This window comes from Amorphoplanes digitatis (genome assembly GCF_014205335.1).
GTDB classification, from domain to species: Bacteria; Actinomycetota; Actinomycetes; order Mycobacteriales; family Micromonosporaceae; genus Actinoplanes; species Actinoplanes digitatus.
The window spans coordinates 6208572-6221606 of the sequence record NZ_JACHNH010000001.1; the positions used below are offsets into that span (position 1 = coordinate 6208572).

A 13035-nucleotide genomic window follows, 5' to 3' on the forward strand; every position below is an offset into this window, starting at 1 on the left:
CGCAACGACGATGAGTCGAGCGACCGGATCGGCGCGGCGGGCCGGCCGCTCGCGACTGCCAGCAGAAGCATGGTCATCGCCGGGACGACCGCCAGATCGACCCAGTAGTAGTGGTTCACCATCCAGCGCGAGCCCTGATGCAGGATGAGGGCTCCGGCGGGGATCGCGGCCAGCAGCGACAGCACGGCCCACGGCAGGCGGCGGAGACGGTCGCCGGCCGCGACCACGCCCGTATCTCGTGCCGGCCTTCGCGGCTGAACGCCAGGGCGGCCCACTAGGCGGGGAGGACTCACCCGGCCCGCCGCCGGGCGTACCGGGCCAGGCTGCCCAGCCGCCAGTCGCTGCGGGCGGCCGCCAGCGCCAATGAAAACCCCGACCGGACCAGGAACAGCACCACGGAGAGCCGGCCGAACCCGAGCCAGCTCAGCCAGTCCGGCCCGCCGGCTCATCACGAGCCTCACCTCTATCACGGCAATTACTGTGCCTGATACAGTAGTTGCCGTGATAGAAAAACGGCCAGAGGAGGACGTTCTCGCGGCGGACCTGCTGCGTGGCCACACCGACACGATCGTGTTGGCGGTGCTGCGAGGCGACGATCGCTACGGGTTCGAGATCTTCAAGCGGATCCGGGACGCCACCGGCGGAAAGCACGAGATCAAAGAGGCGACCCTGTACGCCACGTATCGCCGGCTGCTGAAGGACGGACTCATCGAGGCCTACTGGGGCGACGAGAGCCAGGGCGGCCGGCGCAAGTACTACCGAATCACCGACGCCGGCCGTGCTGTGCACCGGCGCAACGTCGCGGCCTGGGCGCTCACCCGCGACCTCATCGACACCCTGCTCGAGCTGGACCGTAACGCCGGAAGGCAATCATCGTGACCAACCCCAACGACACCGCGGACGTTCACCGCCTGCTCGACGAGGCATTCGCGGGCATCGAGATGACCCCCGAACGGCAGGACCTGAAGGAGGAGGTCCGTGCCAACCTGGTCGCCCGGGCCCTCGAACTGCAGGCCGACGGGCTCTCCGGCGGCGCCGCCGCGCGCCGCGCCGTCGAGGAGTTCGGCGACATCCACACGATCATCGACGGCACAGAGCCTTCCGCGTACGCGATGAATGCGGTCCTCCGCGTCCGTCCGCGCCCGGCTTTCGTGCTCCGGACCGTGTTCCTGTCGGTGGCCGGCGTCGCCGGCCTCGCCGTGCTGGCGCTCGCCGCGACGGCCGGCGGTGTTCCGGCGGCCGGTGAGGCCGTTGCGGCGCTCGTCATCGCGCTGGCCTCCGGTGCGATCACCGCCGACGCGCTGCGCCAGGAGACCACGAGCAACCACCCGATGCCCACCGGCCGCGCCGCCGGGTACGGCGTGGGGACAGCGGTGACGCTGGCCGGGCTGGCCTGCGGCTGGCTCTACCTGCGCGGAGCCGATCTCGCCTGGGTCGTCGCCGGAACGGCGCTGGCGATGGCGGGCATCGGGCTCCTGAGTTACCTCGGAGCGACACAGACGAACCGGCACAAGCAGTGGGTGATGCGCATGGCCGAGTCGCACGCCGAGGTCGGCAACCGCTTCGCCGACGATCCCTCGGCCGCCGCCAGGTTCGGCATCTACACCCTGGTCGTCTGGCTGATCGCTATCGCCGCGTTCGTCCTGCTGACCCTGACGGTCGGCTGGCTGTGGTCGTGGCTCGCGATCGTCGGCGGCCTGGTGGCCATGATGATCCTGGTCGCACGCATGTTGTTCGTGACCGAATCCTGAAGTTCGCAAAACCGTGGCCGCGGTGCGCCAACACCGCGGCCACGGAATGACACACCGGAGTCGTCGACCGAGACGGCCGAGGCCACCGTGCGTGCCCGCAGCAACACGGTAGCTCACCGCCCCTCTCGGCCCGGCCGGCTCCCTCACCGGAAGGAGAGCACGATGCCCGCAGCGGCACCCGCCATCGAGGCGGTGGAGCTGGGCAAGACGTACGGGAAGGGCGCGAAAGCGGTCCATGCCCTGGCCGGCCTGAGCTTCACCGTCGAACCCGGCACCGTCTTCGGACTGCTCGGCCCCAACGGCGCCGGCAAATCGACAACGGTCCGGATTCTCACCACGTTGAGCCGGCCCGACACCGGCCGGGCCCGGGTACACGGCATCGACGTGGTGCAGCACCCGGAACAGGTCCGGCGGCTCATCGGGTACGTCTCCCAGAAGCCGGGCTTCGACCCGGTCGCGACCGGCCTCGAGAACCTCGTCCTCCAGGGGCGCATCCACGGCGCGTCGGCCAGGGACGCCCGCTCCCGCGCGACCGGCCTGCTGGAGCGATTCGGCCTGACCGAGGCCGGCCGCCGGCTGGCCGGCACCTGGTCCGGCGGCATGCAGCGCAAGCTCGACGTGGCCATGGGCCTCATGCACCGGCCGCGCATGCTGTTCCTGGACGAGCCCACCACCGGCCTGGACCCGGAGGCGCGCAGGGAGTTGTGGGCCGAGATCGCGCGGCTGGCCCGGCAGGACGGGCTGACCGTGCTGCTCACCACCCACTACCTGGAGGAGGCCGACCACCTGGCCTCACGGCTGGCGATCGTCGACGCCGGACGGGTGGTCACGGCCGGCACTCCCGACCAGCTCAAGAGCGCGCTGGGCGGGGACACCATCCGGGCGGCCCTGGCCCGGCGATCCGACGCCGACCGGGCTCGCGCCGTGATCGGGGCGGTCCCCGGCCTCGGCGCCGTCGTCGGCGAGGGCGGGGCACTTCAGGCTCGCGTCGCCGACGGAGCGGCCGTGCTACCCGGCGTGCTGGCCGCGCTGGAGGCCGCCGGGATCGAGCTCGCCTCGGTCGGCGTCGCCCGGCCGTCACTTGACGACGTGTACCTGCATCACGCCGGCCGCAGCTTCGTCGAGGCCGACCGGCTCGGCAACGACCGAGAGGCGGTGCTGCGGTGACCCTCGATCTGACCCACGCCCGGCTGCTGACCGGCCGCTCCCTGCGTACCCTGTCCCGCCAGCCCGCGTACCTGTTGTTCACGCTCGTCCAGCCGATGATCTGGCTGCTGCTGTTCGGCCAGCTCTTCCGCCGCGTCGCGGAGCTGCCCGGGTTCGGCGGCGGGAACTACCTGGACTACCTCACCCCCGGCGTCGTGATCATGACCGCGATGATGTCGGCCGGGTGGAGCGGCACCTCGATCGTGCAGGACATGGAGCGCGGGGTGATGGACCGTACCCTCACGTCCCCGATCCGCCGCTCCGCACTGGTCACCGCGGGCCTGACACACCAGGCGCTGGTCACCGTCGTCCAGTCGCTGATCATGTTCGCCACCGGCCTGGTGGCCGGCGCCCGCTACCCGGGCGGCTACGCCGGGCTGCTGATCGTGCTCGCCTGCGCGGTCCTGATCGCGGTGGTGTTCGCCGCGCTGTCCAACGCGATCGCGCTGGTGGTCCACCAGCAGGAGGCGCTCATCGCCGTCTCCCAGTTCCTGGTCCTGCCCCTGGCCTTCCTCTCCTCGATCATGATGGCGCCCGCCCTCATGCCCGACTGGGTGGCGAGGGTGGCCCGCTTCAACCCGGTGGACTGGGCCGCGGTGGCCGGCCGCGAGGCGTTGAAGGCCACCCCGGACTGGGGCATCGTGCTCGAGCGCATGGCGCTGCTGTCGGCGCTGGCGATCCTGATGGCCTGGCTGGCGGCACGCGCCTACCGCTCGTATCAGCGTTCCCTGTAGAGCAGCGGGCCCCGACCGGGCGGTCGAGAACCAGGTCGGGGCCCGCCGACCGCAACTTCCGGGCGTATCGGGGCGACGGGAAGGTGCCCGCTCCCGGATCGCGTCCTGACGTCCGCCCAGGAGCGGAACGGCACCTCGAAGACCCTGGCGAAGAACCACGCGCCGATCAGCGAAAGGCCGCCGGCGAGCACGGTCGTGACCGTGAACGCGGCGACTCCGTGACCCAGCCGCGGTGCCACCAGTTTCAGGGCGATCGCGACCACGATCGGCAGGTGGATCAGATAGAGGCTGTACGAGAACGAGCCAAGCCGCCGCAACGGCGACGAGTCGAGCAACCGGATCAGCGCGGCGGGCCGGCCGCTCGCGACTGCCAGCAGAAGCATGGTCATCGCCGGGACGACCGCCAGATCGACCCAGTAGTAGTGGTTCACCATCCAGCGCGAGCCCTGATGCAGGATGAGGGCTCCGGCGGGGATCGCGGCCAGCAGCGACAGCACGGCCCACGGCAGGCGGCGGAGACGGTCGCCGGCCGCGACCACGCCCGCCGCCACGACGCCGGCCGCGAAGGCCGGCACGAGATGCGGGGCCATCCAGTTCTCGCTCTTCGGCGGTGAGCCGTCGAAGACCACGAAGCCGATCACGATCACCGGCAGGGTGACTACGGCCAGCATCGCCGCCGGGCCGAACCGGCGACACAGGACCAGAAGCAGCGGGAGTACGCCGTACAGAAGCGCCTCCACGCCGATCGACCAGAACGCGCCGTTCGGGGTGGGTACCGCGAACAGGTCCTGGAGCAGCAGCGTGTAGACCACGACCGACCCGGCGGTCGGCTCCGCGGAGTGTGGCTGGCGCACCACGGTCCACGCGATGGCCAGGCTGAACGCCAGGGCGGCCCAGTAGGCGGGGAGGATTCGCCAGGCCCGCCGCCGGGCGTACCGGGCCAGGCTGCCCAGCCGCCAGTCGTTGCCGGCGGCCGCCAGCGCCAGCGAGAACCCCGACAGGACCAGGAACAGCACCACGGAGAGCCGGCCGAAGCCGAGCCAGCTCAGCCAGTCGGGGCCGCGATAGCGGGGAAAACCGCGGAAGGTGTAGGCCCAGCAGTGGAACAACATCACGTAGAGGGCGCAAAGGCCGCGCAGACCGTCAAGACCGGCCACCCGTTTCCGGTTCACTCCAGGTTCACGCACAGGCGGCTCAAGTGGTTCAGCGGCGCGGGCGGGCGGTCAGTAGACGGGAGTGTGGTGCGTCACGTCGTACGGGAAATGCAGCCGGACCGAGGTGATGCCGCCGCCGGTGTGGACCTTGACGACGTCCGAGAGCTGCCGGGCAAGCCACATGCCCCGTCCGGTGTCGGGATGCTCGTCGGGTGCGAGGTATCCGGCGAGGGGCGGCAGTGGACGCCCGCCCGCGTCGTCGACCTGCACGACCAGGGTGTTCGTGTGCCGCCAGGCGCGTAGGTTGACGGGGGCGTCGCCGTGGACGATGCCGTTGGTCGCCACCTCGGCCACCGCGGTGACGATGTCGACGGCCGCGGCGTCGGAGAATGCCTGCCGCAGAGCCCAGGACCGCACGGCGGTGTGCACCGCGCCGATCCCATCGAGGCTGGACAGTGCGAAGTCCAGGTCGGTGTCGGCCGGTGGCGGCGGCAACGGGATCTCGTTGCGGCGGGCGAGGTAGTCGAGGGCCGGGACGTGCTGGACGGGCACCAGCTTTCCCCCGTCGACTATCTCGTGGTTGTGCAGCAGGCGCACATTCTCGATGATCAGCGTCGAGTGGCGGCGGGCGTCCCAGATGCAGGTGAGTGGGCAGTCGTATGGGGCGATGATGTCGTTGTAGACCACCTCGTAGGACAGGTATTCGGCGGCGCGGTCGACCGGGCTGCTCGGGTCGATCTCGGTGGCGATGTCCGGCTCGGCGACGATGTGCACGCGCCGGCCCTGTGCGTGCTGCTCGGCCGTGTACCGCCGGAACTCCTCGTACGCGAAGCCCAGCCGCTGGTAGAACGAGCTCGTCTCCCTCCATTCCAGCTGATCGCTCAGCGCGCCGAACTCGGTCCGGACGAGGAGTTCGACCTTGGCGCTGACGATCATGAGGACCACCGACCCGCGGGTGAGCAGGTCGTTCAGAACCGGCACGAGCCGGGCGCGCACCGCGTCATCCGAGTCGATGATCAACGCGGCGTGCTCGTACGCGTTGTCGAGTGGTTCGACTATCTCCCTGTCCGGCGGGTCCGGCCACGTCGTCATCTTCCGGCCTCCGGCGGCGGCGCCTGCTCGTCCGCCTGCGCCTCGACGACCAGTCCGCCCATGGTGAGCAGCCCGCAGATCTGCAACGCCCGGAACACCACCGGCGCGCAGCTGAGGTGGAGAGTCACACCGCCGGGCCGCGCCTCGCAGCCCTTCATCAGCGCCCGGACGCCGGCCGCGCCGAAGAACCTCACCTGCGTCAGATCCAGGCGGGACACTCCGTCGCGGATCTCGGCGGCGATGCGGTCGGCGACCTCTCGCCAGTTCTCCTGCTCGATGTCGCCGACCAACCGCAGAACCGGGCCGTCCCGGCGGATGGTGCATAGGCCGGCATGCTGTGCATGAAACGGCTCTGCCACGAGTTCAGCCTCTCAGATCACCGCAGCGCGGGGGACGCACCATTTCGGGGTCGATCGGCGGTGGTCGCCGTAATGTCGATATGGGAGCTTTGACCACTCCACAAGTTATGTCGGCGACCGGCTCACCCGTATCACCCGGCGGAGTGACATCGAAGGTTAAACATTGGCAGGAATCGATGTACTGTGGGAGCGCTCCCATCTCGCGTCCGCCACTCTGCTCAAGGAGCTGAACATGTCGCGACGTCGTCGTCGCCCGGCCGCCATGCTGGCCGGCCTGCGAGTTCTGGCCCTGTCCGCGCTGCTGTTGGCCTCGGTGTCGGCGGCCGGCACCGCCGCGGCCGGGACACCCGGCAGCCGCGCGGTGCCACTCAGCGAGCTGACCGTGGTGACCGAACAGGTGGCTTACGGTCTGCAGCGTCCGATCGCGATCACCGGGCTGCCGGACGGCCGGATGCTGATCGCGGAGAAGAGCGGCACCGTCCGCGTCTACCACCCCGACACCGGCCTGGCGGCCGAGCCGGTGCTCGACCTGACCGCCCGCATCGAATCGTCGGACAACGAGCGGGGGCTGCTCGGCATCACACCCGCGCCGAACTTCGCCCGGACCGGGATCGTCTACGTGGCCTACACCAGCCTGCCGGCCGGCGCGCTGACCCTGGCCCGCCTGCCCCTCGGCGCACCGGAACGGCTACAGGTGCTGCTGACCCAGGAGCACGCCGAGTACGGCAACCACAACGGCGGGCAGGTGGCGTTCGGCAGCGACGGCTACCTCTACTGGTCCACCGGCGACGGCGGCCACGCGAACGACCCGTTCAAGTCCGGCCAGGACCTCCGCACCCTGCTCGGCAAGATCGTGCGGATCGACGTCAACCGCGCCTGCGGTGCGAAGCCCTACTGCGTTCCTTCCACCAACCCGTTCGTCCGGACGCCGGGCGCGCGGCCGGAGATCTGGCTCTACGGGCTGCGCAACCCGTGGCGGTTCTCCGTCGACCAGGCCGACAACTCGCTGTGGATCGGTGACGTCGGCCAGGGCCTGGTCGAAGAGATCAACCACATCCGCCCGTGGCAGGGCGGCGCGAACCTCGGCTGGTCCTGCAAGGAGGGCACCCCGGTGTTCGACCAGGCGCAATGCCGGCCGGGCGTGCGGTACGTCGACCCGGTCTTCGAGTACGAGCACTACCTCACGGAGAGCTGCTCGGTGATCGGCGGCGTGGTGTACCGAGGGTCCCGGACCCCCGAGGCGTGGGGTACGTACATCGCGAGCGACTACTGCGCGCCCCGGGTGTACGCCGTGCGCCCCAACCGCGACGGCAGCTACGAGACCGCCACGATCGGCAACTTCCCCACCCAGCCGACCGCGATCGCCGCCGACGTGCACGGCGAGCTGTACGTGCTCAGCGACTACCCGGGATGGCTGAGCCGCGTGCGGTTCGAGCGGGTCTCGGGTTGAACCCGCTCGGAGAAGATCAGCCCTGGCCGGGCACCAGCCCGATCAGGCGCGGTACGAGGTCCGCGGGGTCCGGCATGGCGGCCACCTCGGCGCTGACCTGCCGCGCCGCCTGCGCCAGCGCCGCATCGTTGAGCAACCGGTCGAGCACCGCCGTGCTGATCTCCCGGTCGTCGACCGCCAGGCCGGCGCCACGCGCCGCGACGAGGTCGGCGTTGTGCCTGCGGTCGCCGGCGCCGCGGACGACAAGTTGCGGGACGCCGGCGTGCAGGGCGGCGAGGGTGGAGCCGGCGCCACCGTGATGCACGATCGCGGTGCTGACCGCGAGGGCGGCGGGCAACGGCAGCCAGTCGGTGGCGCGGACGTTGGGCGGGTGCCGCCGGGCGGCGGCCCGCCGATCGGGCCGGATCAGCACGAAGTCCGCGTCGACCGGGCCGGCCGCGTCGATCACCCGGCTCATCAGCCGGTCCGGTCCGGGCTGCGGCACGGTGCTGCGGCTGACCAGGACGCGGGCGCGCGGCGGCCGCTCGGTGAGCCAGCCGGGCAACGGCTGGTCGGCACCGTACGGCTCGGCGCGCATCGGCCAGCCGTCGCGCGTACCGGCCACGCTGGCCGGTGCGATCGTCAGCACCCCGCACTCGCAGCGCCTCGGCGGCGGTCGCCACCAGCACGTCGTGGCCTGCCTCCTCGAGCGCCCGGCCGAGCGGTACGAGCGGGAAGACATGCCCGAGCATCGGCGCCGCCACGATGAGTACGCGCACCAGCTCACCGTAGAACGGGTAGCACCGTGGCACAGCCGACCAGAATCCACTCCAGCCGAAACCTGCGGCGAATCGGCCGGCGCCGGACTTCGGCAATGTCTACTATGGACTGACAATGTTCATCGATGTCCATGCAGGAGGAATCTCGTGGCCAAGCGCCCGACCCTCGGCGTGGCCGGTGTTGTCACGGGGATTGTTGTCGCGGTCCTCGCCGTCACGCCCGCCCACGCCGCCGCACCCGCCCAGCCCGCCGCGGCAGGCGCCGCCGGGACCGTCCAGCAGGCGCCGCCGGCACCGGCCGGCGCGCCGGCTCAGGCTCTCGCCGCGGTCTCGCCGACCACCATTCCGTCCGTCACGACTTCCCTCGTGACGCCCAACGCCGCCTGGAGCTGCTCGCTCGGGACCTTCTGCGCGCTCGCGTGGGACCCCACGAAGTCCAAGTGGAAGAAGTTCAACTTCACCATCTGCACCGACTACGCGCTCTCCAACTGGAACGGCACCGGCTACTTCCTGGACAACCAGACCGGCGGGGTGACGACGTACTTCCTTGACGACTACTACGTCGTCTGGGAGAAGATCAAGCCGGACAACATCAAGTATGTGTACAACTGGGACCCGATCTGGTACATCGAGAACTGCTGACACCTACTCCGCCAGCCGTTCGCCGAACTCCCGCCAGCCGCCCGCGCAGGTCTCCGCGATAGCGCGCAGCGAGTCCCGGCAGTGGCCCGGGACGTTCTCCGCGACGCCGTCGGACTGGGTGATGAAGGCCAGCGTGGTCGATGCCAGCCTCAGCAGTGCCCGACCCCGCTCGGAGTACCGCAGCGACGGATCGTGGACCAGACGCTCCAACCGCGCCCCGACGTCCAGTTCGGAGCCCGGCCCAGCCGGCGGCTCGGCCGGGCTCGCCGCATTCTGCGCGGCGAGCTTGCGCCGCACGTCCATGGCGGTGCCCACGGAGATTCCCGCCTCGCGGGCGACCTCGCGCAGGCTCGCTCCGGGCCGGCTTCGCATGATCTCCGTCGCGATCCGGCGGCCCTCCTGCGCGGAGAGCGGGTGCCGGCGGCCGTCCTGGCCGATCCGGATGCCCAGCCGGCTCCGGTCGTTGCCCGACCGCCGCCGCTGCGCGGCAACGGTCTTCGGGGCGAGCCCGCACACGGTCGCGATGCGCCGGTCCGACCAGTGCGGGTGCGCGGCCAGGATGCGCTCCATCGCCGCGACACGGTCCCGGGCCGACAACGGCATTCCGTGTACGGCGTTGAGCCGTACCGCCGCGACGAATGCCTCCTCGTCCGTCCCGTCGAAGTAGACGACGGCGATCAGGCGTTCCCCGCGTGCGCGCGCCGCCTCCAGCCGATGCATGCCATCGACGACGCGCAGCGATGAACGATGCACCACGATGGGTGGAACCTCGTCGGCCAGGTCGGCGAGCTGCCTGGTGTGTGCCGGGCTGGTGCCGCACAGACGCGGTGAGAGGCCGTCGCGCAGCACGGCGATCTCGGCCAGCTCCACCGGTGTGCCCGTACGCATGGACGAAGATTACGGCCGTCGATGTATAGCACAGGCACATTCGGTGTACACGTTCAACCGCTGACCGGCACCGGCTGAGCAGGCGTCTTACGACGCGGCCGGGTAGCCCGAGCGCATCGCCAGTGCGACGGCGGCCGTACGGCTCGGGCAGTCGAGCCTGACCAGGATCTTGCCGACGAGACGCTTGGCGCCGTGCTCGGAAATGCCCAGGCGACGGGCTATCTGCTTGTTGCTGAGGCCGTCCACCATCAGCGACATGACCTGGTGCTCGCGGGGCGTCAATCCGTCCACCGCGGCCGGCGCCTGACAGGTGCACCGGCCCAGCCGGTCCAGCATGTCCCGGCCGAGCGTCGCGGGCATCGGCAGGTCGCCGCTTCTGATGCTCGCGAGGGCGGTGCCCAGCCGGTCCGCCGTCAGTTCCGCCTCGCTGAGGAACCCGTCGGCCACGACGCCGGCCATTCGAGCCCCATTCTCCATATCGAGGGTGTCGAGCAATACCAGAATCTTCGCGCCCTGCCGCCGGTACTCGTCAAGGAGAGGAAGAATCTGGTCATTGAGCTCACGCAGCGCGACGACAACGAAGTCGGCGGCGTTCTGTGCCGGCAGGTTGGCGAGGCATCCTGCCGTCAGCGGCGCGTAATCCGACAGGCCCGGTGAGTGAAAGATGCCTTCGACGCCATGCCGCTTGACCACGTTGTCCACGGCGAGCAACACCGAGAATCGCATTTGTCGCACCCCTCCTTCGCCCGTGGTGCGGTCAGGTGAGGCCCGACCGGGCGAGGGTCATGCTACAAGCGGCTCAGCGGCTTGCGGACCTGTTCAAAGGCGTCACCACACATTACTTGTCGTGAATGCGATCACCGTTATCTTGTGCTGGTGGCGACGTACGACCCGACAGATCCTGGCTTCCAAGAGGACCCCTACCCGCTACTCGCACGGTTACGCGAGGAAGACCCGCTGCACCTGACGCCGGACGGCATTCAGGTGGTCACCCGCTATTCCGATGTGCGCGCACTCCTGCGCGAGTCGGCCTGCGTTCGCGAATTCCCGGCGCGCCGCTACGCGCTCTCGGGCCGCGGCGGCGCCACCGCGCAGTCGTTCGCCCGGGCGATCGTCAGCAGGGACCCGCCCGCGCACACGCGGCTTCGCGGGTTGCTCTCGCCGCCGTTCACGCCGGGCGCGGCGCGTGCGCTGCGCGCCACGGTGGAGACCCTGGTGGACACGCTGTTCGACGAGGCCGAGGCCCGGCACGGCGCCGTCATCGACATCATGCGGGACGTCGCGGACCGGCTGCCCTACCTGGTCAACTGCGTCGTCCTCGGGTTGCCCACGGCCGAGTACCGCACGCTGGCACCGTGGGTCACCGCGATCGAGGATGCCTCCGTACCGTCGCCCCCGCCCGAGGCCGTGCTGGCCAGCGACCGCGCGATCGAGGCGCTCCGCGACTACCTGACGCCCTTCTTTCTCGGCCACCGCCGGCCGGACCCGGACGGGCTGCTCGCCCGGCTCGCCGGCACCGACCACACCGGGAGTGGATTCTCCCGGGACGAACTCGTGGACAACGCCATCGGTCTGTTCCCGGCCGGGGCGGAGACCGTGACCGGCCTGATCGGCAACCTCGTCTGGCTCCTGGCCGGCGATCCGGAGCAGTGGGACCTGGTACGCCGCGACCCGGCGGCGCGGCCGCGGGCGATCGAGGAGGCGCTGCGGTTCGAGAGCCCGATCAACGTCGCGTACCGCTGGGCGACCGCCGAGGTCACCGTGGACAGCGGAGTCATAACGGGCGGGCGGGTACTCGTCCTGTCGCTGGCCGCCGCGAACCGCGATCCGCGCGTGTTCGCGCACCCGGACCGCTTCGACTGCCGGCCGACCGGGCGGACGCCGAACGTCGCCTTCGGCTCCGGCCGGCACGTCTGTCTCGGCGCCCATCTGGCCCGGTTGCAGGGCGAGGCGGTGCTCGATCGGCTACTGCGCAGATACCCCGGCCTCCAGCTCGCCGGCGCACCCGTGCGCAAGCCCTCCGTCGAGCTGCGCTGTCTCCAGCGGCTTCCGGTCCGCCTGGCCCGTCACTGACGGCCGGCCAGTGCGGTGAGGAAACGCACCCGCTGGCGCAGGTCCATCGGCCGGAAGTCCCGGACCACCGCCAGGGCCGCCTCCCTCAGCGGTGCCGCACCGTCGCCCAGCCCGCGCACCAGGTGCCCCTGTGACTGCGACTGCACCCACTCCCACCAGTGCGACTCGTCCACGAACTCGAAGGTGAACGTCTCCTCGAAGGACACGCACTGCGTGAATCCGCCCGCCGCGACGAGCTGCGGCAGAGCCTGCGGCCGGGCGGCTCCGTGCGTGGGCCGCACGCCGGCCCGGCGTAGCTCACGGCGCAACATGTCGCCGAAGAAGCCCCATTTCGCGTCGCTCGGACCCAGCTCGCTGACGCCGAGTACGCCGCCGGGCCGCGTCACCCGGCGCAGCTGACGCACCGCGGCCGCCGGCGACACGAACAGCCGCAGGCTCGTCGAGCAGCCGACCGCGTCGGCGAGACCGGAGCGCAGCGGCAGCAGTTCGGCATCCGCCTGGACATGGTGGACGTGCGCGGCGGCGTTTCCGGCGGCGGCCCGGACCATGCCGAGGGAGAGGTCGGAGGCCACCGTGAGAGCCCGCGGGTAACGCGCGGACATCGCCCGCGCCAGCGCACCCCGCCCGGCCGCGACGTCGACGAGGACGCCGGGCGGGCCGGTGAGCCGGTCGCCGATCGCGTCGGCCAGGCGGTCGGCGATCGTCGCGAAGAACGGCAGGGCCTGGTCATAGGTGGAGGCGTTGCCACCGAACGCCGCCTCCATCTCCGCCCGGTGCGCCTGAGCCGGGTCGGTGGACGGTGCCGCTGGCCGCACGGTGAGCCTCCTGTCGTGACCATCGACGCTACCGGCCCGGTGACCCGGAATCGGTAGCGCGCGCTAACCGGCGCACGAACGCATACCCGCCGACCACACGTACGGCGGCACGA

Annotated in this window: 14 protein-coding genes; 7 read left to right on the plus strand and 7 right to left on the minus strand. The window is 70.9% G+C overall.

Annotated features, from left to right (window positions below):
* Nucleotides 1–501 precede the first annotated feature (501 nt).
* From BJ971_RS27205 to BJ971_RS27220, 4 genes are all read left to right on the plus strand, one after another.
* Nucleotides 502–879: a PadR family transcriptional regulator gene (locus BJ971_RS27205; protein WP_239087437.1), complete on the plus strand. Its 378-nt coding sequence runs from the start codon at nt 502–504 to the stop codon at nt 877–879.
* Entirely contained in the window at nt 876–1751 is an 876-nt protein-coding gene (locus tag BJ971_RS27210; protein WP_184996035.1) for a permease prefix domain 1-containing protein, read from the plus strand. Before BJ971_RS27205 ends, BJ971_RS27210 begins: the two co-directional genes overlap by 4 nt.
* A 162-nt stretch (nt 1752–1913) precedes the next feature.
* Entirely contained in the window at nt 1914–2918 is a 1005-nt protein-coding gene (locus tag BJ971_RS27215; protein ID WP_184996036.1) for an ATP-binding cassette domain-containing protein, read from the plus strand.
* Nucleotides 2915–3691, plus strand: a complete 777-nt coding sequence (locus BJ971_RS27220; protein WP_184996037.1) for an ABC transporter permease — start codon at nt 2915–2917, stop codon at nt 3689–3691. The genes BJ971_RS27215 and BJ971_RS27220 overlap by 4 nt, the downstream gene beginning before the upstream one ends.
* Here the strand turns inward: BJ971_RS27220 and BJ971_RS27225 are convergent.
* The 3 genes from BJ971_RS27225 to BJ971_RS27235 all read right to left on the minus strand — a co-directional run bounded on the left by BJ971_RS27225 (nt 3676) and on the right by BJ971_RS27235 (nt 6296).
* A complete protein-coding gene (locus tag BJ971_RS27225) occupies nt 3676–4848 on the minus strand; it encodes an acyltransferase family protein (protein ID WP_184996038.1) in 1173 nt (390 codons plus the stop codon). The two genes, BJ971_RS27220 and BJ971_RS27225, sit on opposite strands and share 16 nt — an antisense overlap.
* Before the next feature lie 66 nt (nt 4849–4914).
* Nucleotides 4915–5937, minus strand: coding sequence for an ATP-binding protein (locus BJ971_RS27230; RefSeq protein WP_184996039.1), 1023 nt, complete (start codon nt 5935–5937; stop codon nt 4915–4917).
* A complete protein-coding gene (locus tag BJ971_RS27235) occupies nt 5934–6296 on the minus strand; it encodes an STAS domain-containing protein (RefSeq protein WP_184996040.1) in 363 nt (120 codons plus the stop codon). The genes BJ971_RS27230 and BJ971_RS27235 overlap by 4 nt, the downstream gene beginning before the upstream one ends.
* 163 nt (nt 6297–6459) lie before the next feature.
* On the opposite strand from BJ971_RS27235, the gene BJ971_RS27240 reads away from it, so the two are divergent.
* Nucleotides 6460–7746 carry a PQQ-dependent sugar dehydrogenase gene (locus BJ971_RS27240; RefSeq protein ID WP_239087436.1) on the plus strand — a complete coding sequence of 429 codons (1287 nt, stop codon included), beginning with the start codon at nt 6460–6462 and terminating at the stop codon, nt 7744–7746.
* A 16-nt stretch (nt 7747–7762) separates the two neighbouring features.
* Here BJ971_RS27240 and BJ971_RS27245 read toward each other — a convergent pair whose 3' ends face one another.
* Nucleotides 7763–8374 carry a glycosyltransferase gene (locus BJ971_RS27245; RefSeq protein ID WP_184996041.1) on the minus strand — a complete coding sequence of 204 codons (612 nt, stop codon included), beginning with the start codon at nt 8372–8374 and terminating at the stop codon, nt 7763–7765.
* A gap of 277 nt (nt 8375–8651) precedes the next feature.
* Here BJ971_RS27245 and BJ971_RS27250 point away from each other — a divergent pair, with 277 nt between their 5' ends.
* On the plus strand, nt 8652–9146 hold the full coding sequence (locus BJ971_RS27250) for a hypothetical protein (RefSeq protein WP_184996042.1): 495 nt from the start codon (nt 8652–8654) through the stop codon (nt 9144–9146).
* Between the two features lie 3 nt (nt 9147–9149).
* Here the strand turns inward: BJ971_RS27250 and BJ971_RS27255 are convergent, their stop codons facing one another.
* Both BJ971_RS27255 and BJ971_RS27260 read right to left on the minus strand, forming a co-directional pair.
* Entirely contained in the window at nt 9150–10034 is an 885-nt protein-coding gene (locus BJ971_RS27255) for a ParB/RepB/Spo0J family partition protein (protein ID WP_184996043.1), read from the minus strand.
* A gap of 87 nt (nt 10035–10121) precedes the next feature.
* Nucleotides 10122–10760, minus strand: a complete 639-nt coding sequence (locus BJ971_RS27260; protein ID WP_184996044.1) for a response regulator transcription factor — start codon at nt 10758–10760, stop codon at nt 10122–10124.
* Between the two features lie 150 nt (nt 10761–10910).
* Between BJ971_RS27260 and BJ971_RS27265 the strand changes: the two genes are divergently transcribed.
* Nucleotides 10911–12107 (plus strand): cytochrome P450, encoded by a 1197-nt coding sequence (locus BJ971_RS27265; RefSeq protein WP_184996045.1) that lies wholly within the window; start codon nt 10911–10913, stop codon nt 12105–12107.
* Here the strand turns inward: BJ971_RS27265 and BJ971_RS27270 are convergent.
* Nucleotides 12101–12922, minus strand: a complete 822-nt coding sequence (locus tag BJ971_RS27270; protein ID WP_184996046.1) for a class I SAM-dependent methyltransferase — start codon at nt 12920–12922, stop codon at nt 12101–12103. The two genes, BJ971_RS27265 and BJ971_RS27270, sit on opposite strands and share 7 nt — an antisense overlap.
* Nucleotides 12923–13035 lie beyond the last annotated feature (113 nt).